The 24,240-nt window shown below is 36.5% G+C and carries 17 protein-coding genes and 6 pseudogenes; 9 read left to right on the top strand and 14 right to left on the bottom strand.

Features of this window, described 5'->3' with window-relative positions:
• The 3 genes and pseudogenes from OOL01_RS01970 to OOL01_RS01960 form a co-directional block, all read right to left on the bottom strand.
• Nucleotides 1-471, bottom strand: a complete 471-nt coding sequence (locus OOL01_RS01970) for an ankyrin repeat domain-containing protein (RefSeq protein WP_264687010.1) — start codon at nucleotides 469-471, stop codon at nucleotides 1-3.
• Between the two features lie 33 nt (nucleotides 472-504).
• Nucleotides 505-762, bottom strand: a pseudogene (locus OOL01_RS01965) (ankyrin repeat domain-containing protein); the annotation flags it as partial.
• A gap of 20 nt (nucleotides 763-782) precedes the next feature.
• Nucleotides 783-996, bottom strand: a pseudogene (locus OOL01_RS01960) (transposase); the annotation flags it as partial.
• 121 nt (nucleotides 997-1,117) lie between these two features.
• Here OOL01_RS01960 and OOL01_RS01955 point away from each other — a divergent pair.
• Nucleotides 1,118-1,671: pseudogene (locus OOL01_RS01955) on the top strand (IS256 family transposase); the annotation flags it as partial.
• Nucleotides 1,672-1,760: 89 nt separating this feature from the next.
• On the opposite strand, the gene OOL01_RS01950 reads toward OOL01_RS01955, so the two are convergent.
• The 11 genes and pseudogenes from OOL01_RS01950 to OOL01_RS08480 form a co-directional block, all read right to left on the bottom strand.
• Entirely contained in the window at nucleotides 1,761-4,493 is a 2,733-nt protein-coding gene (locus OOL01_RS01950) for a TomO hydrophobic C-terminal domain-containing protein (protein ID WP_264687009.1), read from the bottom strand.
• A gap of 484 nt (nucleotides 4,494-4,977) precedes the next feature.
• Nucleotides 4,978-7,161, bottom strand: coding sequence for a hypothetical protein (locus OOL01_RS01945; RefSeq protein WP_264687008.1), 2,184 nt, complete (start codon nucleotides 7,159-7,161; stop codon nucleotides 4,978-4,980).
• 9 nt (nucleotides 7,162-7,170) lie between these two features.
• The gene (locus OOL01_RS01940) at nucleotides 7,171-8,553 is read right to left on the bottom strand and encodes a hypothetical protein (RefSeq protein ID WP_264687007.1); all 1,383 of its coding nucleotides are present in this window, start codon (nucleotides 8,551-8,553) and stop codon (nucleotides 7,171-7,173) included.
• 109 nt (nucleotides 8,554-8,662) lie between these two features.
• Nucleotides 8,663-8,821 (bottom strand): annotated as a pseudogene (locus OOL01_RS01935) (Rpn family recombination-promoting nuclease/putative transposase); the annotation flags it as partial.
• 23 nt (nucleotides 8,822-8,844) lie between these two features.
• Nucleotides 8,845-9,354, bottom strand: coding sequence for a pyrimidine dimer DNA glycosylase/endonuclease V (locus OOL01_RS01930; protein WP_264687006.1), 510 nt, complete (start codon nucleotides 9,352-9,354; stop codon nucleotides 8,845-8,847).
• Nucleotides 9,355-9,705, bottom strand: a pseudogene (locus tag OOL01_RS01925) (nuclease/transposase family protein); the annotation flags it as partial. It abuts the gene before it with no gap.
• Between the two features lie 95 nt (nucleotides 9,706-9,800).
• Nucleotides 9,801-10,655, bottom strand: a complete 855-nt coding sequence (locus OOL01_RS01920) for a group II intron maturase-specific domain-containing protein (RefSeq protein WP_264687004.1) — start codon at nucleotides 10,653-10,655, stop codon at nucleotides 9,801-9,803.
• 53 nt (nucleotides 10,656-10,708) lie between these two features.
• Nucleotides 10,709-11,953, bottom strand: a complete 1,245-nt coding sequence (gene ltrA, locus OOL01_RS01915; RefSeq protein ID WP_007302363.1) for a group II intron reverse transcriptase/maturase — start codon at nucleotides 11,951-11,953, stop codon at nucleotides 10,709-10,711.
• 52 nt (nucleotides 11,954-12,005) lie between these two features.
• Entirely contained in the window at nucleotides 12,006-12,146 is a 141-nt protein-coding gene (locus OOL01_RS01910; protein WP_019078704.1) for a hypothetical protein, read from the bottom strand.
• A gap of 318 nt (nucleotides 12,147-12,464) precedes the next feature.
• A complete protein-coding gene (locus OOL01_RS01905) occupies nucleotides 12,465-13,316 on the bottom strand; it encodes a reverse transcriptase domain-containing protein (protein WP_264686753.1) in 852 nt (283 codons plus the stop codon).
• A 633-nt stretch (nucleotides 13,317-13,949) separates the two neighbouring features.
• Nucleotides 13,950-14,192: pseudogene (locus tag OOL01_RS08480) on the bottom strand (PD-(D/E)XK nuclease family transposase); the annotation flags it as partial.
• 456 nt (nucleotides 14,193-14,648) lie between these two features.
• Here OOL01_RS08480 and ltrA (OOL01_RS01895) point away from each other — a divergent pair.
• The 8 genes from ltrA (OOL01_RS01895) to wmk (OOL01_RS01860) all read left to right on the top strand — a co-directional run bounded on the left by ltrA (OOL01_RS01895) (nucleotide 14,649) and on the right by wmk (OOL01_RS01860) (nucleotide 24,237).
• Nucleotides 14,649-15,992 carry a group II intron reverse transcriptase/maturase gene (ltrA, locus tag OOL01_RS01895; RefSeq protein WP_007302360.1) on the top strand — a complete coding sequence of 448 codons (1,344 nt, stop codon included), beginning with the start codon at nucleotides 14,649-14,651 and terminating at the stop codon, nucleotides 15,990-15,992.
• Nucleotides 15,993-16,421: 429 nt separating this feature from the next.
• Nucleotides 16,422-18,272, top strand: coding sequence for a DNA mismatch repair endonuclease MutL (mutL, locus tag OOL01_RS01890; protein WP_264687002.1), 1,851 nt, complete (start codon nucleotides 16,422-16,424; stop codon nucleotides 18,270-18,272).
• Nucleotides 18,273-18,340: 68 nt separating this feature from the next.
• Entirely contained in the window at nucleotides 18,341-19,279 is a 939-nt protein-coding gene (gene wmk, locus OOL01_RS01885) for a WO male-killing family protein Wmk (RefSeq protein WP_264687001.1), read from the top strand.
• A gap of 171 nt (nucleotides 19,280-19,450) precedes the next feature.
• Nucleotides 19,451-20,110 carry a JAB domain-containing protein gene (locus OOL01_RS01880; RefSeq protein ID WP_019236578.1) on the top strand — a complete coding sequence of 220 codons (660 nt, stop codon included), beginning with the start codon at nucleotides 19,451-19,453 and terminating at the stop codon, nucleotides 20,108-20,110.
• Nucleotides 20,111-20,212: 102 nt separating this feature from the next.
• A complete protein-coding gene (locus OOL01_RS01875) occupies nucleotides 20,213-21,370 on the top strand; it encodes a hypothetical protein (protein ID WP_264687000.1) in 1,158 nt (385 codons plus the stop codon).
• Nucleotides 21,371-21,742: 372 nt separating this feature from the next.
• A complete protein-coding gene (locus OOL01_RS01870) occupies nucleotides 21,743-21,892 on the top strand; it encodes a hypothetical protein (RefSeq protein ID WP_264686538.1) in 150 nt (49 codons plus the stop codon).
• A 43-nt stretch (nucleotides 21,893-21,935) separates the two neighbouring features.
• On the top strand, nucleotides 21,936-23,207 hold the full coding sequence (gene ltrA / locus OOL01_RS01865) for a group II intron reverse transcriptase/maturase (RefSeq protein WP_264686537.1): 1,272 nt from the start codon (nucleotides 21,936-21,938) through the stop codon (nucleotides 23,205-23,207).
• Between the two features lie 103 nt (nucleotides 23,208-23,310).
• Nucleotides 23,311-24,237, top strand: coding sequence for a WO male-killing family protein Wmk (gene wmk / locus OOL01_RS01860; protein WP_264685706.1), 927 nt, complete (start codon nucleotides 23,311-23,313; stop codon nucleotides 24,235-24,237).
• The last annotated feature ends 3 nt before the right edge of the window (nucleotides 24,238-24,240 follow it).

Raw genomic sequence — 24,240 nt, 5'->3', positions numbered from 1 at the left:
TTAGCCTTTCATAAATAACTTTTCAATTCTGTCTGTTTCTTTCTTCAATACTTCAGTTACTTCTTTACTGTTTTTCGCATAATCCATCGCTATCATTCCAAATTTATCTGCTTGCTCTATTTCTGCTCCTGCTTCCACTAACTCTTTTACTATTTCCACTTTCCCCACCATACATGCAAGGTGCAATGGAGTGCATTTACCTCCATATTCCTCAGCATTTACATTTGCTCCTGACTTTATCAATTCTCTAACTGTTTCTAGACGTTTCTCCGTTACTGCTAGGTACAGTGCTGTATATCCTTCTATATCTTTAGCATTCACATTCACTCCTTTTTCAACTAATAACCTCACTGTTTTTGCGTCTACTGCATAATGTAGAGCTGTTCTTCCTTTTTCGTCTCTTTCATAAATATTTTTACATGAGTTCTCTAATAATTCTTTTGCTGACTTCTCTTTCTCTTTTTTACTCATAATTTACCTCACCTTTTCTTTAAATTTAAACCCCTAAGCCTTCCTTCTCACCACCTCATCTATCATTTCATTCACTTGGCTCATTATCTTGCTTGCTAAATTTTTACATTCTTCCTTTATTAGCGATTTGTCTCTCTTCCTTATTTCTCCTATCTCTATTATTTTTAGTTCCGGCATATAGCTTCCATTCAACATGTCTGCTATTTCTCCCACTAGCCCCTCTATTCCATAGCACGTCAGTTCTCTACTTTTTGTTATTCCTCCTTTTTCTCTCAAAAATTTATAGCCCTTCCCATAATAGTCCAAAAAGGTCATAAGAAAGAAGAATCGACAGCATGACGAAAAGATTTGAATAAAGGAATGTTTTTCCTGGTTCTGTTTTTTATAGCAAACCAATAATGTTCAATTTTGTTAAAATCTGGAGAATATGGAGGAAGATATAAAATTTCTGCACCAACTCCTTTAGCAAATCTTATTAGACTTATGAAAAGTAGCATTATCAAGGATAACAGTTTCTCCACTCTCTCCTTCATCCAATGCTTCCATTACCTTTTTTCTTAAGTCATAACTATATGCTACTGGCATCCTTACCTTCCACTACTATCAATCCATATCTTACTCTTTTTGGACTATTATGAGAAGGGCTATAAATGACCTAAAGGAGAGAGGAGTAGATGATATTCTGATAGCTTGTGTTAAAAAGCTTTCCTACAGCTATAAATAGCGTATTTCCTAAAGCAGAAGTACAGTTATGTATAGTACATCAGATAAGAAATTCTCTGAAATATGTATCGAGTGAAAGTTTTCATGAATGATCTGAAAAAAATATATCGTGCTTCAAGTAAAGAAATTGCTGAGAATTATCTTCTTGAGCTGGAAGAAAAATGGGGAGAAAAGTATCCTTTAGTTATAAAATCCTGGCAGAACAATTGGGAAAACTTATCCAGTTATTTTAAGTATTATGGGCCAGTTAGGAAGCTGATTTACACCACTAATCCAATTGAGGGGTTGCATAGACAAATCAGGAAATTTACTAAAACTAAGGGTTCATTTACTAGTACAAATGCCTTGTACAAACAGGTATATTGTGCTATAAAAAAGGTAGAGCAAAAGTGGATTATGGCTCTACCTAATTGGGCTTTAACTATGTCTCAACTTGATATTTTCTTTCCAGATAGATTGAAAATTGAGTTGAACTAAAAATGCGGCTTGACACACTTTTTTGAACATTCCCTTTTATAGATAGCAAACTCAACCCTCCTGCTATTTCTCCTTACCTTGAGTTATAATCATTCCACTGTTATTTGATTCACTATAACTTCAGCATTGCTATTCTCAAGTAACTTTGAAGGCTTATTACAATAGTATATGATTTCAGCAGCAATTAGACAAAAAACTCCAACTGCTATTCCTACCGCTAACATTCCTGAGTAAACTGCAATAGCTATTCCTGAAACAATTCCAGCTATTGCTAATGTGAAAGCACATACAGTAGGCAGTTTATTTTTTTCTTTACTTCGTGGAGCATCATTATTTAAATTACTCGGCTGTTGATTATTATTTTGAATACCATTTGTTTGATCTGTTGCTACAACTGAAGTTTCTGAGTATAACCTTTCTGGAACTAACGGTTCTTCATCTGTGTTGCTCTCTCTAATAGTTGCATAATTATTACTATTATCTTCTGCATTAGACTGCTCTTGAACTGCTATTGCAAAGTTTTGCATTACCGCCACTTTTAATAGTCCATCGATGATGATGCGATATTCATCCCTATTTGGTATATTTCTATTGTAATTAGGTAAAACGTTTTTAATACTTACGCTAAAGTACTTATTTATCTCTGCTAAAATTTTTTGCCGTTCAAAGGTAATTTCTTCAGGATTATCAATATTTACATTGCACACAGCAAAATCTTCAAGAGCTTCTTTCAATTCTGGATGAGATTCCGCATGTTGAACTAGATTCTTAGCCAAATCTTCCATAAATGGCTCAATGTTCTCTTCTGTAATAACATCTTTTTGTGCTTCTAGCTTTTGTTCTTCTTCTAAATAATGATCATATTGTTCCAAGATCTCAGAGCTAATTTCGTCTATACTATTAATAATGTGGGTCCATGTACCTTGAATGCAGGCACTGCTACCTTCACCATATGTTGTTGACGCTATATATATTTGTTTTAGAAGAATGAACTCTTTTTGCTCTCTCCAGATCTTTTCTATATCTAGATCACTGATTTCTTTAAATAACACATCTACTTTTTTATTGTCGTCTATATCATTTAACAATGTATGTAGTTTCGTTTTATCAAGTTGTTCTGTATCGAAATCTCCAAGTTCTCTCTTTACTGCAGAGAGTTTGCTCATTACTAAATATTGGTTTTGTGCCATGAGAGTAACTAGCAATTCTTTTTTTTCTTTCAATGGAATGGAAAAATTATCAATAAGTAGTTTTATACGGCCTATAGATTCAGGTATAGTAATTTTTGCATCATCTTTTGTATAATCATATTGTAATCCTTGTGTAGGATATCCTTTGCCATATTCATCGTGGGAGTTCTTTTTTAAATACTTCTTTTTTAGTGCTTCCTTAACTTTATCAATAATATCCCCAATAAAATCTTTATCATTAGGCACAGGATTATCACCTAATGTTTTCTCCATCACATCTCTTTTTTCTTTGTCATTTACACTAAGAAGATTTAGTCTTATTGGATCATTCTGATATTGTTTAAGTAGTTCTATACTTTCTACGTAAGAAGTCGCTGCTTGCTTTAACTGTTCTTCATCTGCTTTCGTCGATTCAACAAGTTTTTTAGCAAGAAAGTTTGTTTTTTTAACTGCTGGACTTGCATGGACAGATTGGCTATCTCGTGCAATGCGCAAGTCATCTCTTTTTTGTTCAGGTCTTTGTTTAGGTATCATACCACGTTCAAAGAAAAACCTTTGCATTCCAGGGTCGTGATTATAGAAATGAGATAGTGTGTGTCCTTGCTCATTTCTTGAATTAATTAGAAAAGGATATTTATCATAGTCATCCAGCAAAACCTCTATTCCCCCTGTATAACCGTGTTGTGCAAGATCAAAAAACAAACTTCTTATAGTGCTTTCATCTAGCTTGCGAACATTACTCTTAGATTTTGCTCTTGCTTGAGACCATGATTTTTTCAGACGTTTACAAAAACCCATAGGTTCGTTATTACCTTTTATATGAGTAATTTTATCTATGAATTCGCAGTATTTCTCAGATTCGGCTAAAGCTTTTGCTCCTTTTGCATCAATATTATTGTCATTTAAATAAAGTCGAGTAAGCTTTGTAAGATTACCATTAGCTAAAGCTTCTACTCCTTCTGCACCAATATTATTGTAACTTAAATCAAGTTGAGTAAGCTTTGTAAGATTACCATTAGCTAAAGCTTCTGCTCCTTCGTTAGCAATATTGTTTTTAGTTAAATAAAGTCGAGTAAGCTTTGTAAGATTACCATCAGCTAAAGCTTTTGCTCCTTCGTTACCAATATTATTATCCGCCAAATTAAGTTGAGTAAGGTTTGTAAGATTAGCTAAAGCTTCTGCTCCTTCGTTACCAATACTATTATTCTTCAAATTAAGTTGAGTAAGGTTTGTAAGATTAGCTAAAGCTTCTGCTCCTTCTTTACCAATCATATTGAGACTTAAATCAAGTTGAGTAAGGTTTGTAAGATTACCATCAGCTAAAGCTTCTGCTCCTTCTTTACCAATCTGATTGTAATTTAAATTAAGTCGAGTAAGGTTTGTAAGGTTACTATCAGCTAAAGCTTTTGCTCCTTCTTTATCAATATTATTGTAACTTAAATCAAGTTGAGTAAGGTTTGTAAGATTACCATCAGCTAAAGCTTTTGCTCCTTCGTTACCAATCTTACACGAACTGAGAGAAAGTTCTTTAATATTTTTGTTCTCTTGCAAATAGCTTATCAAATTATTGATATCTACTTTTTTATCATACAAATGTAATCTGTTGCCTTCAACATACTGACTGAAAATCATTTTTACTTACTAATGTTATTTAATTAACAATTATAACAAATTGTTTTACAATTATCAACTTTACTAATATATTAACTGAACTATATTATAGTTTGCAGAAAATACTAGATTCTATAGCGTTACAACAAATTTGATCATTTACTCTTTTAAAAATCGCAAAAAAGTACATACATTTGTGAGAGCAGCTCAAATAAAAGCAGGATTGTGAAAATAAAGATGTAAAATTTTGCAACAAAATCAGGCAAATTAGTTCGTATGTAGATTTAGCGAAAGTGAGCCAATATGGTTAATTTTAGCGTATAGTAAAATTATTATAAACAAAAATTTGAACGTATCACTTGGTAGACCAACGCATCCCAAAACAAAAAGCTCTCACGCTGGCTGGTTTTGGGCGCTGGAAATGGCTGCATTGTTTAAGTTTTTAACGTTATATGCTGCTGAATTAATAGCAGTTCATTTTTGACATATAAACTCTCAGTAACCCTCATCTACCAGGAAGATCATCTGCAGAACTGTGTCCTAAGTTGTCCTTTATACGAAGAACATCCTTAACTGATATAAGAGTATTTGGCCCCTGTGCACGATCATTCCATATGGCATACGATAAAACTACTGTGTCTCCATCGGTAATACGCTTATAACCTCTACAATGCATATAATCATCTAGTTGGTTATTTGCCTCCCGCTTTTTACTCTGTAATTCACCAGTACCAGCAAACTTCAACTCTATTCCTATCGGGTGAACACCATCTCTACTATCTGGAGACCGTAATAACACCAGATCTAATCTCTCTCCTCCTCCAAGTTGAAATTCAATAATTACCCTAGCTGGATTATCACAGGCGTAAAATAACCCATGCAGTATGGAATGAAATCCAGCCTCTCTAGCGTTATCCCTATTTACTATCCACCTTAACGGAAATAGCACATTAGAAATTGCTTGAAACATTTGTGCATGACGATTTTGTACTTGCCAACCAGTATTCATCATTATACCTGCAGCGCTGTGTACATTACTGACACCACTTATCTGTGAAAGCTCACCTTGAAAATGTTGATTACCTCTATCTCGTAAGTAGTCAGCAGGTGAGTCGAACGTTTCTATAGCAACAGTCAAACCAAGATCATCCTCAGCTCTTCTCACTGGGTCTAATTCACATAATACCTCACGCACTCTAGCATTTGGCCAACGTGATAGATCTAGGCCTCGTTCTGGAAATTGGTGCGTTGCTAGTACATGACGTACATTAAGTATAATAACTCTTTCCTCTCTCCCTAATAATGCATGTAAAATCATGGTAAAGGCACGATTTCCAACATTTACCTGCGTAACCCCTCCTTGCAGATCTAGCATTTTATCGTCATCGTGGTATCTGAGCAAGTACTTATTTACATATACTTCACTTCCATCTTCCAACTCAATTCTTCTTTTTGCAAAAGTAGCATTCCCAAAGGTAAACCCAGTTGTATAGAGAAATATTCTCCTATCCCTAGCACTGACACCATCCCTATTTCTAATGCCAGGTACAGCAGGTACACCAAACGCTGGGTATAGTAAATAATCTCTAACGTTTTCCTCAATTCCTTCTTCTGCCACAGGCTCAAATAGTCTTTCCACTAAGGACAGTTCTTTCTCTAAAAAATCCTCTATACTAGTCCTAAAACGCCCAAGCTCAAAATTCAGCCCGACACAAACGGCATTCTCTGATGAAGTGTGAATAGATATAGATGAAACGGGACATCTTCTAACGTAATTTTCAGCCTGTACTAATGCTCGATCAACTTGTCTGTCTCTTGCTTGTCCTGCTTTGAGTTCAATAATAATGGGAACAGAATCTCTCAACCGCTGTACACCACGCACAAGAAAAGTAATATCTGTATATCCACCTCCCACAAACAACTCAAGGTGAATGCCAGCTATATGGCGATACCTAAAATTCATTAAAAACCCTGACAGAAAACCATGATAATCTGACTCCTTACCATTAAAATCTAGCACATGATCATATCTATTGTAGATGCCAATTATATACTGCAAAATTCTCCTGGTGTCATCCCTTATACTACCTGCATCATTACTTGCTAGCCCTTCTATAAGGTCTGATAAGTAGTCTTGCTGTCTAGTTCTAACAATCTCCCGAAAGCCATCATTGAAAGGCCTAGTATGAGCAAAGGCTTCTCTTTCATTAAACTGTACACATCTTATTGCCTCTTCTTCATCTTCACCTTGATTATCTGCCCATGCAGATACTTTGTACTCTTCACAAAAAACGCGTTCTGGATATAGTGTATTCTCTACCCATTCCCTCTCTTCCGTGCTAAACCTTGAATGTGGACTATTTATTCTGTCAGAAATGGTATAACATCTTACAATTTTCCTCCTCCTAGCCATATCATTAGTCAAAACAGCAACCTTTAGGTTTCCTTTTCTATTCTGCTCTCCATAATTTTCAAAACGGAAAAAAATTCTTCCATCATCTGCAACATCAGAATCAAATGCAGTAGCAAACATCCCAAAAAAGAATGCAGGAAAAAAGCGATCTTTGCCAACAGAATGCAAAAAAGACGGACACTGATCTAAAAAAGATTCAAATCTTTCAACAAACCCACGGCTATTTCCATTCAATAAACTTCTTATTAGTCCAATATTCTCACCATTGTTGTGCATGAAGAACTCCTACTTACTAAGACCAGAAAAACCACTGATTCCAGCACCCTTTAGCATGGACTGTGGATTACCAGAGCAATCGAGATTACTACTTCCTGGAAGCAAAGATATTTTTTCCAGCTCAGAAAACAACTCTTCTACTGATTCAATATAATCTACACCATCTTTCATGCCAACCCTATCAACCATTTTTAGATTATCAGCCACATCCTTTTTGAAATTCCTAAAATCTTGAGCTGAACAAATTTTTTGAGTGAATTGCAATATCTCTAATATTTGGCTTTTTTTTACAATTGACCTATTCTTATCATCGTCGTTATCGTTTCTCCAATCTATAACTAGATTTGCTAGTACATGTGTTACTGAATTTATGCCCTTAGAAAAATCAACTGCAATTTTTTTATGCTCATCGAAGAGATTACGTTGCCAGAGATCCATCATAACTGCTTTAACTTGAATGCTTGACCCAGGATTTTCAAGTATCATATCTGAAAGCATAGAAAGAAGGCGCGAATAATCCTTATGCGAAAGTATTTTGTCTGCAGGTAATGAAACTTCCTCATAGCACCAGCGTTTCACTATATCTTGAACTGCATCAAGAAAACCCCAACGTATTAACCTATTAAGAAGTGAATATACCCCTTGATCTTTCTCTGATAACTTAAGCAACAGATCGCGTTTTGTTGGATCATCCATTTTATACAGACAAAAATCCAAAACAATAGCACGATCGTAGTTACATTGAATAGTAGACAAAGCAATAACTGCATTAGTGACTTCCTCTTTTCTCTCTTGCTCACTTAAACGATTATAGAAATATTCCGCTCCCTCATTCCATTTAAGATCTACAGCTTCTCGGAAACCATCTACATTGCTGTATTCTTTTAATTTTAATTCTTCAGACTCTCTATCAATCCAAAAACTGGATACAGGATCATAACTTTTCATAGAGTCTAACAGATCACTTCTTATATACTTGTTATTGCCAGCTGCGGGTCTATCATCATTATCTACTGCATCAGGAGAAAACCTGCTCTTGTGAAGATCGAACTTTTCCTGAAAGAGATCCTTAATTTTTTCTTTCACACAATACCTGCATGCCATTTTATATCTAGAAAGAGGATTCTCTATTCCACCCATTTTTTCTTCAACTAGTTTCTGACCTAACATTGCATTGTTCAACTTTGTACCTGACCAACAACTTTCATCTTGGAATACATTGTATAAAAATTGTAACCCGTTATCTTTGAGATACTCTATTTGCCTCATATAGGTTTTCACCCATCTTTCAATAGCTAAACGCCTTCCAGCAGCAATATTACAATCCGAATGTTCAACAACATTTTGTAACTTATTAAGTACCGCAGCATGACGATCTGTCTTCCTTGGCATTTTACCCTCCTATTGAATGTTTTATGTACAAGGAGTATTATACAAACACCAAAATGGACTGCAACATAAAAATTACTAGAACAGAGGATTTAGTAAAAAAACGTTATGGCTAAAACTTCTTTTCTTGAATTTTCTCAATATAATCAACAGAAAGGCCTGTTATTTCAGCAATAACACCTATAGAGACACCCACCTTAAGTGAATTCTTTGCCACCTCAATTTTCTCTTCTTCTCTGCCTTTTTCATGACCGATGAGGATGGCTTTTTTATTTATGAGCTGTGGGTAAGATTTCATATTATCCAACATGGTGCTCCTCTGCCTTTTTCCCACTTAGCAAATCTCATCTTTTCCTTTAGGTAATACTCTCTATAGGCTTGTATAGGGCTACTGCATTTATATCGATCCGGCAGGGCTTGTATAAAAGTTTGTGTATCATTTGATTGGAAAATGAGCAAATCCTTATTACTACTACACCAATCTATTACTTCTTCCGATTTATGCTTTCTTTTGTATCGCCAAGCATACTCTTTACATAACTCTTTTCCGTACTCTATCAACCAATAAAAGTTCCCCTTCGACTGCCTAGCCCACAAAGAACAAGGATGATTTTTGTGAGTAAGTTTATATGGAACTGTTATATCTTGGTTTGCAATATTGACGAAAGGATTTAGCACTTTTAATGCTATTGAAAAAACATTACTCAATAGTTGAGCAGTCTCTAATGGCATTTTTACTATATGCTTATCACATAACATTTGTGCTGCAATTGCTGGGTTTTTATCTAATATAAAGATATTCATCTAAAAGCTTAAGTTTTTGACTTCATCAGATGTAAGACCAGTAGTTTGAGTTATAATATCAACAGAAACCCCTGCTTTAAGTAGATTTTTTGCAACTTCAAACTCTCTTTCTTTTCTGCCTTTTTCATGGCCGATTTGGATGCCTTCTAGTCTACCTTTTTGAGTAGCATCATCGAGTTTTTGTTCCAAGATAGCAGCTTCTTTTTGTAAATCCATTACCCTTTCTTCATAAGCCACTAGATCCTTCTCATTCCAATGAAACTTATCTAACTCATCATATGCTAGCTTTATTATTGGTGACTTTTCTGCTATTTTCCTTAAATCTTCATCAGTTGTTTCTTCTGCATATTGTTGTCTAAGTGAAGAAGGTCGCCCTTCCTCACTCGACTGCAAAACCGTACGTGAGACTTTGCGCCTCATACGGCTTCTCTCTAATTTGGTGCTTTTCATGCACACCTCCTGTGTAATTCATCGTGACAATGTCCATGTAACAAAGATAAGTTTGTGATCATATTGTTTCGTCTATTCCGGTCTTTGTGATGTATTTCTATTGTATCATCACTTTTAAACCATAGTCTACAATTGTCGCATTTACTTTGTTGCAACCTCAATAATTTTATTACTCCTAGTGGCTTATCTGGTATTTTTCTCAGACGTTTACCCCAATATACCCAATCACCATCATATGGGGATCTGGTTTTTTGCACTTTGATATGTCGTTTAATAACATGATCGCTGTGTATAGTAAGACGTACCTTGTTACTTGTCATAAAGCGCCAGTTTTCGTTATTATACTTCTTAAAGTACTTTCTTTTTATCCAGCATCTCCCTTTGTTTGGGTGCCTAAAAACTGCCCACTTCCAGAGTTTTCTATGCATAATATTATCCAATGAGCTAAAGATTTTACATGAAACTACCGAGGAGTAATATTGACTCCATCCTCTGTTTATCGGATTGAGATCCTTTATCACCCGTTCTTGTGGTGCTCCACGCATTTCTCTGAGTTTATGTTTAATAGCTAGTGTATGCTGTTTTATAGAATTACGACTTGGTTTGATTAATAACTTGTAACCTTTCTTACTTTCTTTTATTGGATATTGTCTTATTGAAAATCCAAGAAAATCAAATCCTGGTTTTGTTTCGTCAATGGTTCTTAATGTATGAGAAACTCTTGTTTTAGAGGGCTTTAATTTTAGTCCAATGGTTTCTAACCATTCTTCAACTAAAACTTTTGCTTTAAGAATAATCTCTTCGTTTTCATGTATGATGACAAGGAGAGTAGACCGGCGGAGCTTCCCCACCAGTCTCTCGCAGAACTGCACGGAAACCTCTCGGCTTATACAGCTCCCATTATTTAGCCTTTTGATCCTAACCCAAGTGTCCAATGATAGAAAATACTTGGAGACCTCTTTCTCACTTTTCCTAGAAATTGCTTTGCTAGTCTTCCGTGATCACGAAGTTTCTTATATTTTGTCCTGACCCATCTTATGAGGTATCTCTCTATATTTCTAAGAGATGGATACATCTCTGATTTATAAAACCTGCCATAGTACTGAAACCAGCCTCTGACTATTGGATCTATCTTCTTCGATATTTCCTCTAGTGTGGTCCATGTAATCCGATGTATTCTCCATGACTTTATGGTTTTCTTGATCTTCTTCTTGGCTTTGTTACTAATTGCAGGTAGAAATGAGATGAAATAATTCCTCATCTTATTCTTTGCTACTCTAGGTCTAAAAGTATAACCTAGAAAATCAAAGCTTTGTTTAGGAAATTGTTCTTTTCTATCATCATCCTTACTGTACACAATCTGTGTCTTTTCAGGATGTAACTTCAATTTACACTTAGCCAATCTTTCTTCAATCATTACTTTCATAAATCCTGCCTGTCTTTTAGTTCTGCAGTGCACTATCGCATCATCTACATATCTTTCAAATGGTACTGTTGGATAATTTTGTTTCATCCACATATCAAACGCATGGTGCATAAATATGCTTGAAATGATTGGGCTTATAGAACCTCCTTGCGGAACTCCTTTATCCCTTGTTACCCTACTGCCATCTGCTTGCTGAATGGGGGCTTTCATCCACCTCTCAACATACAGTATGACCCATTTGCAGTCTGTGTGTTTCTTGATAGCCTGCAGTGCTAAATCGTGGTCCAGATTGTCGAAAAATCCAGATATATCAAGATCTACCGTCCAATCATTTTTCCAACATCTCTTCCGTGCTGTGTATACCGCATCCAGCGCAGACTTATTTGGTCTATAACCATATGAATCTTCGTGAAATTTCGGTTCTACTAACGGCTCAAGATACATTGTAGCTGCTGTTTGCGCTATTCTGTCGAATACTGAAGGCACACATAAAATTCTTTGCCCTCCTGTATCTTTTGGTATCGCAACAGCTTTTACCGGCTCTGGAAAATAACTTCCGGATGACATCCGATTCCATAATTTGTATAGATTATCCTTTAGATTTTCTTCAAACTTTGTTATCGAGACCTCATCTACACCTGCTGCACCTTTATTTTTCGATACTTGTTTATAAGCTCTCCAAATAAGTTGCTTCGGTATATCAAAAGACTTTGTTTTATTCATTGACTCCTCCCTTTCGGTTGATAAATAATTAAAACTAAATAACTTAGCCCCTTCACTCCATTTCCATTACAGAAACTTCTTCGCTACTACGAGCTAATCCGCCCCTGTTTTTCGCATCGGTACTCTCATCCTCAGAGATCAGCTCTTTGGACTTCTCCCTTTTCATCGAAACGACAGGTTCCCGTAGTTCCATGCAATAGCCTAAAATAGATTCACGCCACTTTTATGCCGGACGCCACCTACCCAGTAAACAAGCTCCCAGTAGATTCATCCCAGGTTAACGACTACCCCCTGGTTTTGACGTCGTCTCTACGCTTTCGACACTTCATCAGTGGTTCACTTGCGTTCGTCTCTCTATTTCATACATGACACATAATTGTGCCTTTTCCATAACGCTCACTACCTTAGCTCTTTACCAAAGCAGCTTATGGCTGTTTGAAGCCTGCTCTTGCAAACCGGCTCCGAGGGGCCCTCCCTCATCTACTGCACAGCTTCAACACTTTCCGTGTTTCTACGGCGCACAGTCGTCTGCGTATCTGATTACATTCACTCCACTTCTGATTTTGTTTCTTTTTCTACTGCCGAGTTTACCAAATCGACTTTCCAATAACTTTTCAAGTCCGTTTAAGGCTAAATTGGCTAGTATTGGAGAAATTATACCACCTTGCGGGGTACCTGCAGTTGTGGGATACAGAGTTTTTGATTCTAGGAAGCCAGCTTTTAACCAACTATGCAGAATTTTTTTCTCCATAGGAATATGCTTCATAAGCCATTCATGATTAATGTTGTCAAAGCATCCTTTGATATCACCTTCAAGTATCCATTGTAGTTGATTACGACTTGCCAGTAACAAATGACAAGCTACTGTAGCATCTGCACAGGATCTTTTAGGTCTAAAGCCATAGGAGTGACGATCACTGATCGTTTCAGCTATCGGTTCCAGAGCAAACAGATATAATGCTTGCATGGCTCTATCTTTTATCGTGGGTATTCCAAGAGGTCTTCTTTTGCCATTAGATTTACTGATATAAATCCGTTTTAGCGGAGAAGGTTTATATCCTCTTTGCTTTAACTGCTTTATTCCTTGAAATTTAGCATTGCAAGTTGACCATAGTTGACGATCTACACCCGCTGTGTTTTTTCCTTGGTTTTCAGTTACTCTCTTAACAGCCAAAGCTTTTCCGCTAAAAGAGCGTGTGAGAAGATGTTGTAAAGTTTTTACCTTACCCCATCTTCCTTCTTGGACAGCCTTAACAATACGTCTTTGTAGCCTCACAATAACTTTCTGGCATTTCTTCCATGGCAACTGCTTCCATGCTTCAAAGCTTTTGGTAGATGCACTTACAGGTTTACTTGTAATCATCTGCTTTCCTCCCTTAAGTGGTTAACAAAGTTTCTTGTCACGAGGGACCAAACGGAAGTCTGCTCGTTTTCACGCGAATTAATGTTACAAATTCTATCCATTTCGTTACAAAATGGCATTCGCTTTCTCCATTCTCCTTTACCTGCACTTCCATCAGCATTCCTTGCGGTTTGCTTGCCATGTAGGCGAAAATACAGGCTTACCCTGTTTCTCCAGTCATACAATAGTGGGTTAGGTGGCTTCTCTATACCGGTGGAGTTATTATTTGCGTACATCTAGAAATGAAAAATGTAACTTATCCACATTACCTTTTGGTCAGAGCTTATCAGCATCTTTAGCTCTTTCATCGTATCGGTACTTATAAAGCTTCACTTACGTTCACCATACCACTAGCCTAGCCCTCCAACCACATGATGCTTGCAGTTTATGCCCCTCTCACGATTGAGCATCTTCTTTTTCAAGAGGAGGTTCATTGTCCGCATCGCTTGGCACCAACCGGTTGCCCGATTCGCACTGATGCGTAGACTCAGACGGCAAAACATCTGGTTTAATAAGTTTTAGAATCCTTTCAGTTTCTTTCTGAATGAATTCCTCTCCTTTTAAACAATATGACCGAAGACTTTCAGGTCGCACCATTTCTATAATATATCTGGAACCTTGAGAGTCTTTACAAAGAACATCGACAATACTTTGCTTTTTAGCGGCAACTTCAGGGTCTAAAATGGTAGCTAAGAATTCAACATCGTGAATAGCCGCTAAGCCAGTAAAGCCTAAAATATCGTTCAAGAAATGAATGAGGATATCTTTATTCTTTTCAGTGCCAAGTGCGTCCAGAGAAGGCGAGTATTGTTCAGTAGGAAATAGACCTACCAGGATAAAAGTCGGAATCCTGTAGCTTGGGTAGCAGCATAAAGGGAAACCAAAATGTTGAAGCCTACCGACAACATTATCGTAGGATAATGGCGAATTACCAGGCCGTAGCGAAAGCGAATGCACAGATTGCCTCGAAAGGAATATTCTGAAGGTCGAGCCATCTTGGTACTGGCGAAGACAGAATAGACCAGACGAAAAACGAATGAAACGATTGGTCTACTTCAGCGGGGTGTTAGTAACAGCATGGCAATGAGGACATACAAAGCAACTGGAGAAGCCCTCCTCATCCCAAGGAGAAACACCTTGGAGAGGTAGGTTCTATAACTGGAAAACAGGAAGTGAACTGAAGATGAGAGGGTGACGGATGGGTGCGTAGTAGTGAAGAAGTGAGGTAACGCTCATGGAGCAAAGGCACCCTACTAGCAGGGATCTTTTAACAAAAGGAAGGTAAAGGTAAAAATGACAAAAATGCCGATAAAATTACAAGACCTGAGAAGAAAGATATACACCAAAGCGAAGGCAGAACCGGAATGGCGATTCTGGGGAATCCATGTTCATGTCTGTAAAATGGAGACACTGGAGGAAGCTTACAAACTAACGAAGAGGAGTAATGGGGCACCAGGGATTGATGGGGTGACATTCGAATCGATAGAGACAGAGGGCTCAAGAAAGTATCTTCAACGAATAAGACACGAATTAATAACCAAGACCTATAGCCCAAATAGGAACCGGAGAAAGGAAATACCAAAATCTGGAGAAAAATTCAGAACGTTGAACATACCCTGCATCCGGGATAGAATAGTGCAAACAGCACTGAAGCTAATACTTGAACCGATATTCGAATCAGACTTCCAAAAAGGATCATACGGGTATAGACCTAAGCGTAATGCGCATGAAGCAGTACAAAAAGTAACGGAAGCAGCAATCAAAGGCAATACAAAAGTAATTGACGTAGATCTAAAATCCTACTTTGACAGTGTGCGACATCATATTCTGATGGAAAAGATTGCCAAAAGAATAAATGACAAAGAAATCATGCGCATGATTAAGCTAATCCTCAAAATAGGAGGAAAACGAGGAATGGCACAAGGATCACCACTTTCACCACTACTAAGCAATATATACCTAAATGAGGTAGATAAAATGTTGGAGAAAGCAAAAGAGGTGACCAAAGAAGGAAAGTACCAACGTATGGAATATGCCAGATGGGCAGATGATTTGGTGATACTGATCAGAGAATACCCGAAACGGGAATGGCTAGAAAGAGCAGTATACAGAAGGTTGGAAGAAGAATTAGCAAAACTAGAAGTGAGAGTAAATGAAGAAAAGACAAAAGTCATTAACCTAAAGAAAGGAGAAACATTTAGCTTCCTAGGGTTTGATTTTCAAGAGAATATCACAAAACAAGGAAAGTGGAATGTCAGGAAAACACCGCAGATGAAAGCACGAACAAACCTGCTACGCAAGTTGAAGGAAATATTTCGGCGCCATAAATCGCAACCGATAAAAAGAGTGATAAATGACATCAATCCGATATTGAGAGGGTGGGTAAACTACTTTAGGATAGGAAACTCTAGTCGAAAGTTCAGTTACGTAAAACACTGGGTGGAAAAGAAGGTAAGACGCAATTTAATGCGAGCCAGGAAAGCAAAGAAAGGGTTTGGTTGGAAGAAATGGAGTAGCGAATGGATATACAAAACGCTGGGTCTATATTCAGACTACAGAATAAGGTATTACAGACCGAAAGCATCACCAACACAATATGTGATAAACTTTGGTAAAGAACTTGCTAGGAAAGCGTAGTGCGGGAAAACCGCATGCTGCGTTTGACGAGGCGGGAGCTGGAAACGTTAACATGGGAATTTGGATTGAGGCCCAGGATGAAAATAATGGATCAGCCACCAAACCCTAAAGAGGCGCGCCAGTTCTCGACCCTACATATTCTTTTAAAAGCATAATCATTGCGTGCATCAAGAAATTTCGAAAGAGCCATGAGAAAAAAAACTAAAAAGCATTAATAATTATACACAATTATGAAGAAATATTCAACTAAAATTCAAACATGTTAGTCAGAAAATGATTTACTCAGAAGGACTAGCATTTTAGGCTTTATAGGGTTTCTATACATCTTTATTACAATTATTTCTGTTTTGAAATTAGTGAAGATGCCTAATAGAGATTGATTTTTATTAACATTAAAGCTATATCTTCATCAGACTGAGAGTTGGAAATATGGCAATAATTCTTTTAGATACAAAAACTATAAACCGTATAGCAGCGGGAGAAGTAATAGAGAGGCCAGCAAGTGTAGTAAAGGAATTAGTAGAAAATGCAATAGATGCTGGAAGTACAGAAATAGAGATCAAAATAGAAAGTGGTGGGCGTAACCTTATAACTGTGACAGATAATGGAAATGGAATAGAAAAGGACGACTTAGAACTAGCATTTATGAGGCATGCCACTTCAAAATTAAGCGATAGTGAGTTAATAGAAATCAAGCACCTTGGGTTTAGGGGAGAAGCTTTACCTTCAATTGCAGCAGTAAGCAGAATGAAATTATCGTCTAAGGCAAGTGGAGCAGATGAAGCATGGTCTATAAGTTATGAAGGAGGAGAAAAAATAGGGGAAATTACACCTTGTTCTTTGCTACAGGGTACATATATTGAAATTCGTGACTTATTTTTTGCGACACCAAATAGACTAAAATTTCTAAAAACCGAAAGAGCAGAAACACAAGCTATAGTTGATATTGTAAATAACTTAGCAATGATTAACTATAGTATTGGGTTTACTCTCACTTCCGGCAATAAAAAGTTCTTAAAATATGTTAAGCAAACTTCATTATTTAACAGATTATGTGAAACAGAAGAAGAATTTCAGAGCAATTCGTTGGAAGTTAAAGAGGAAGAAGAAGGCATCAAACTTAAGGGACACATCTGTAAACCTAATGTCAATCGTGGCAACTCAACTCAGATTTATACGTTTGTTAATGGAAGGCCAATAAAAGACAATCTACTTGTTGGTGCAATTAGATATGCGTATCACGATTTTATTCCAAACAATAGGTATCCTTTTGCAGTGTTGCATTTAGAAGTACCATATGACCAAGTAGATGTAAATGTGCATCCAAATAAATCGGAAGTAAGATTTCAAAATAAGAGGTTAATATATGAAATAGTGAGAAGAGGGCTAATAAAAGCGTTGTCAATGAGAATAGGTATCTCTTCAGTAAGTGATATTGATGGATCTAGGTGTCAGGGTATTGGAGAAGAACTGGGTGGTTCGTCTTTTGATGTTAGTGAAAGTCAAAGGAATAATGAGCGTGTTAATAATGGAAAAAGCAGAGAAGTAAAGGGGCGAAAAGAATTTTACGAAAGAAGGCCAAGTCCTTTTGATAATCAGCTAATGAAAGAATTCAATGCACCAGATGAAAGAAGGCAAAGCTTACCAGAAACGTTTAAATATGGAGAATCTCCACCCCAAAAGGGAACGATGGTTCTAGAAAAGAAGCAAATTAATTTGATAGAGGATCACCCTCTAGGATATGCACGCTGTCAGGTCTACAATACTTACATTATTGCTGAGGCTGGAGATAGGCTGATTATAGTAGATCAACATGCAGCCTATGAGAGGTTGATATACGAGTGCTTAAAGCAAAAATCAAGCATAAAAAGACAAAAACTTCTTCCTGAAACAGTTGAAATTAAAAACCAAGCTGGAGTGGGGATGGTTAAAACTTATAAAGATGAGCTTTTTGGAATGGGTTTTGATATTGAAATACAATCAGAAGATAAAGTAACGATAAAAGAAATACCTGCAATCTTGGGAACAATAGATATAAAAGAGATGCTAGTTGATATAGTAGATAAGTTAATGGAAATGGAAGATACGTTGCCAATAGAGGATAAGGTGAATAAAATATCAGCCACAATCGCTTGCCATGGAGCAGGAAGAAAAATGAAATTGGAAGAGATGAATGAGATACTAAGACAAATTGAGAAAACTCCATATTCTGGTCATGAAAGACCAACTTATATAGAAATGAAACTAAGTGATATAGAAAAATTGTTTGAAAGGAGATGAGTTCAGTTTGTCAAAAAGGTTCCCAATTAAGTATACGTAACAGCTCTTCTGGTTATGGAGTATAAAATGTGAAAAAAGAGAATAAATGCTCTAATTTTTTAGATTACAAAGTAATAGGACAGGAAGTAAGAAATCGTAGGTTAGCAAAGGGATATACTCAAAAAGATTTAGCAAAAAAAATCGATACAACATATCAGGTAATACTGCAATATGAAAAAGGAACACGCAGAATTTCAATTAAGAAGTTATATGAATTAGCAGAAGCATTATCAACAACTGCTAGAGATCTAGCTTGCGGACAAGAAGTATCAAATGAGGAAAGGTATGAGGAAGAAGAGATATTAGATCTAGTAAGAAGACATAAAGAGATTAAGGACCAAGAATTACGTGAAACGTTTTATTTATTAACTAAATTCATCCGTATTAGTGAGGAAGAAAGTGGAAAGGCAGTAAAAGTAGAAGTGGCAAAGGGTTTAGTTAAGGAAGGAGTTTCTGCTCATGTTATCTCTCAAACGACCAGTTTATCTATTGATGAATATGATAATGATGAGAAAAAAATTTCTATTCCGTATAAAGTAGGTCAAAGAATAAAAGAATGGAGATTGATACGAGGATACACTCAAGAAGATTTAGCAAGCAAAGTGGGCGTAATAAATCAAAGAATATATGAATATGAACAAGGACGAGCTGCTGTTTCACTTGAAATGTTAGATGAAATAGCAAAGATGCTATTAATTAATACTACAGATCTGCTTCCAGAAACAAGAGAAAATGAGAATAGTGAAGTGGAACTATCAAGGTTAATAGAAGAATACAAAAAGATTAAAAGCCAAGAATTACGTCATGTACTAATAAAATCTCTGTTTGAAAGCATACAAGTTTGCAAAGAGAAAGTGAAGAGAGTAGAAAAGATGAAAATTGCAAAGAATTTAGTTAAGGAAGGAATTTCTATCAATATTATTTTAAAAACAGTAGGCATCTCTTTAGACGAAATTCAACAAATTTAAAATAAAAAAATCAGTATCTATTAATATCTTTACTTTTTGATGAAAAAATAAGTAAAAAAGATTGAAAAATTGATTTGACTTCACTCGGAAGCTATGGCTCTATGCCAATGCTGATAAAAAAACAGCAGTAAATATTTAAAAAAAGTTTGTTGTTAGTGAAGGGTAAATTATATGAATAAAAGTAAAGAGGAAATAGAGTTCAGAATATTAGAAAGCAAAGGCAAAGCACTACTTGATCGTGAAATAATGGAAACATTTTTAAGTGCAGTACATGAAAGGCCACAAGCTCAAGAAATTGCTAAAAATCTGGTGAATACTTATACGGGAGTAGGAAGGATTTTAGGTAGAGAAATGGATGACCTGAAAGTTATAGAAGGAGTAACTGATTCTGCAGTAGCAATGATTATGTGTGTTAAGGAAACGCTAGAAAGAGTACTGAGAGAAAAGCTCAAGAGTGAGCCAATAATGGATAACTTACAAGTGGTAGTAGAATACTTAAATGTAAGTATAGGCCACTCAGAAAGGGAATGTGTAAAAGTACTGTACTTGAATAAAAGGCGCCAATTAGTTGGAGAAGAACTCTATATTGGTGAAATGGAAAAAGCACCAGTGTACATAAAGGAGATTACAAGAAAAGCATTAATAAAAAATGCAACATCGATAATAATGTCACACAACCATCCTGGAGGAAGTTTAGAACCATCAGAAGAAGATCAGGCAGTAACGAAGAGCTTAGCAGCAGCATGTAGTACTGTAAGCGTTAGATTATTTGATCACATTATTATCACAAGTGCAGGCTATTTTAGTTTTAGAGAAAATGGGTTAATATAGCAGAAAGTATTTGCAAATCTACTCACTATAATTTATAATAAGTAATATAATGTATAAACTAAGGTTTGTATATTTAAAAAGTATTTTTAGTATGAGGGTTATATGACTAGTAAAGATCGGAATAAAAGGACTAATATTAATCGCAAGTTGTTGGACAAAATATTCAGTGCTCTTGAAGGCGTTAATATAAAGCAGTCTAAGTTTGTGAGCAAAAATCAGAAGGAGATAAAACCTGAAGATACAATGCCTTTCCCTAGCAGAAACGTTCAAATCAACTACGGAAAAGGGCTTGATTACATATATGGCACAAAACCTTTGAGTAATCAAGCAGACTATCCAGAAGGGTTGAATCCATTTGCTTCAGCTTTGCAAAAAATAAAGCCAAGTGCAGAAAAGTTGAGCTGTTTTAAAAGTGCTGTAGTAAGAGCAAAAAGTCCAAATGAACTGCACAAGGCTGTAGACGAAGTACTAGCTTCTGGAGCAAGAATAAATGCATGTAATGATGGGGAATGGAGTTTTGCAGAATATGTAGTATTAGGTACACATTTTCATAAATTTGATAAGGCTGATCGTAAAAAGCTAATACGTAAATTAATGCTAAGTGGCGCAGAGTTTCATGATACTCTATTGCAGAATAAACTGGTAAGTGAAATCTATAATGAGCTACAACCAGAAGTTCAGCTACAGAGAGATAAGCAACTAGGAGAACTTAGAAAGGCTGGAGAAAGTGCTATTCAAGAAGGATCGTTAATAGATCTAGAAATGGACAATACAACGTCGTATATAGAATTTTCTGGGAATAGCGAGGTAGAAGTAGCCAAAATACTGGAGAGTACAGGTCTAAATAAAGTGTTAGGAAGTAGCGTTTTAAAAATAGGCAATAGTGCAGTTGAGGTTAAAAGTGAGAAAGGAGGTATAAGAGACTATACTGATATGTCAGATGGCAGCTCTGTCATGTTAGAATTTCCTACGAGCATTGGTAAGCTAAATATTGTGTTGTACCAAGAGGCAGATCAGGTGCAAGTGAGAGTAGAAAATAAGGAAATGTGGGCTGAGTTAAAAAAAAGAGGCGAAGAAATAGGAAAAAACTGCCTTTTTGGGGGAGTGAAGCTTAAGGAAGTGGTAGAAAGAGGTAATTTCACTAGATGTGGCATATGGAGTGAAAAGTATGCTATAAAAGAGGTTAGCAATAATGAAGTATTGTCTTCGTGGGTAAATAGGATACGTGAAGGTAGTAAAGAAACTTGTAGGAAACTTTAATTAATCTACAGGCAACTTTAAGGTTCCAGAGTCTGGTGTGCCGTAGAGACACAAGGAATGTTCAAGTAAGAGCAAACTAAGTGCAAAAGCTACTCAATAGATGGGGGTGGGCCCCTCGGAGCAGGCTTCAAACAACCATAAGCTGCTTTGGTAAAAAGCTAAGGTAGTGAGCGTTATGGAAAAGGCGCAAATATGCGTCATGTGTAAAATAGAGAGATGAATGAAAATGAACCACTGATAAAGTGTCGAAAGGAATTGGATGATGTCAAAACCAGGGGTTAGACTTAACCTGGGATAAATCTATCGGGAGCTTGTTTACTGGATAGATGGCGTCCGGCATAGAGGTGGCATGAATCTATTTTGGGCTATTGCGTGGAACTGCGGGAACCTGTCGTTTCGATGATAAGGGAGAAATCCAAGGAGCTGATCTCTGAGGATGAGAGTACCGATGCGGAAAACAGGGGCGGATCAGCTCGTAGTAGTGAAGAAGTTTCTGTAATGGAAATGGAGCGAAGGGGCTGAGTTATTTAGTTTTAATTATTTATCAACCGAAAGGGAGGAGTTAATGAATAAAACAAAGTCTTTTGATATACCGAAGCAACTTATTTGGAGAGCTTATAAACAAGTATCGAGAAATAAGGGTGCTGCTGGTGTAGATGAGGTTTCGATAACAAAGTTTGAGGAAAATCTAAAAGATAATCTATACAAACTATGGAATCGTATGTCATCCGGAAGTTATTTTCCAGAGCCTGTAAAAGCTGTAGCAATACCGAAAGATATGGGAGGAGGACAAAGAATTTTATGTGTTCCTTCTGTATCAGATAGGATAGCGCAAACAGCAGCAACAATGTATCTCGAACCGTTAGTGGAGCCAAAATTCCATGAGGATTCATATGGTTATAGATCGAATAAATCAGCATTGGATGCGGTAGATACAGCGCGTAAGAGATGCTGGAAGTACGATTGGGTGGTAGACCTTGATATATCAGGGTTCTTCGACAATCTGGATCACGACTTAGCACTTCAGGCTATCAAGAAACACACAGACTGCAAATGGGTCATACTATATGTTGAAAGGTGGATGAAATCCCCTATACAACTTGCAGATGGCAGTAAAGTAGTTAGGGATAAAGGAGTTCCGCAAGGAGGTTCAGTTAGCCCAATCATCTCTAATATATTCATGCATCATGTGTTTGATATATGGATGAAAAAGAACTATCCGACGGTACCATTTGAGAGATATGTGGACGATGCGATAGTGCACTGCAGAACAGAGAAACAGACAGGATTTGTGAAAGTAATGATCGAAGAGAGATTGGCTGAGTATAGGTTGAAATTACATCCTAAAAAGACACAGATAGTGTACTGTAAGGATGACAATAGGAGAGATGAATTTCCTAAACAAAGTTTTGATTTTCTGGGTTACACATTCAGACCCAGGTTAGCAAGAAATAAAATAGGGAAGCATTTTGTTTCATTTCTCCCAGCAATTAGCAACAAGGCCAAGAAAAAGATTACTACAACCATAAGATCATGGAAAATGCTACGAAATACGCATATAACATTAGAGGAGATATCAGGAAAAGTAAATCCAATAGTCAGAGGCTGGTATCAGTACTATGGCAAATTTTACAGAACTGAGGTCTACAAATCTCTAAAGAATGTAGAGCGGCATCTAGAAAAGTGGGTCAAAAGGAAATATAAGAGACTCAGGAGTCACGGAAGACTAGCAAGACAATTTCTAGGAAAGGTGAGAGATAGGTCTCCAAATATTTTCTATCATTGGACACTAGGTTTAGGGTCAAAAAGGCTAAATAATGGGAGCTGTATAAGCTGAGAGGTTTATGTACAGTTCTGCGAGAGACTGGTAGGGGAAGTTCCACTGGTCTACTCTCCCTATTATATCTGGAGCCTTTGAGCTATAGTAGAAAATATTATATATGGTTCTTTGCGTGGAAAAAAGTTTAGACTATGAAGTAGGGCAAAAAGTGAAAAGTTGGAGGTTAGAGCGAGGGTATACTCAGAAGGATTTAGCAGAAAAAATTGGTGTAAAGTACTGGGTAATACTGCAATATGAGAAAGGGAATCGTAGAATTTCAATTGAAAGGTTGTATGCTATAGCAGAGGCATTGTCAGTAAGTATTACGGTTCTCATTCCTGTATCAAAAAGCTGTCTTGAAGATGAGGGAGAAGAAATATTAAATCTAGTAAGAGAATATAAAAAAATTAATGACCAGGAGTTACGTAGGATGTTTTGTTTATTAACCAAATTTGTTCAAGTGAGTGAAAAAAGTAGTAAAAAAGCAGAGAAAGTAAAGATAGCAAAAGGTTTGGTTAAAGCAGGAGTTTGTGTTGATATTGTTGCAAAAACAATAGGTCTGTCTGCTGATGAATTTGTTGAAGAAAAAGTTGGCTCTATCCACTACCAAATAGGAAAGAAGATAAAAGAGTGGAGGCTAGTGAGAGAGTATACTCAAAAAGATTTAGGAGAGAAAATGAATACAACACGTGACGAAATAAGCAACTATGAACAAGGAAGGACAGCTGTTCCACTTGATAAAGTATATGAAATGGCAGAAGTATTATCGATTAATATTGCAGATCTACTCATAGAGGAAGATGAGGGTAGTAGAGTGGAAAATGAGCTACCTGATTTGATTAAAGAATACAAAGGGATTGAGAGCCAAGAACTACGTAATGCATTAATAAAATCTTTGTTTGAAGGGATACGGATTTGTGAGGAGAAGGTGAAAGAAGTAGAAAGGATCAAAGTTGCAAAGGATTTAGTAAAAGGGGGAATTCCTATTGATATTATTTTGCAAATAGTTGGTTTATCTGCTGATCAAAAAGATTGTTTTTTTTATTGAGAT

Origin of the sequence: Wolbachia endosymbiont (group B) of Rhopobota naevana (assembly GCF_947250615.1) — a bacterium.
Taxonomy (GTDB): domain Bacteria; phylum Pseudomonadota; class Alphaproteobacteria; order Rickettsiales; family Anaplasmataceae; genus Wolbachia.
This window is presented reverse-complemented; position numbering and strand designations above follow the sequence as displayed.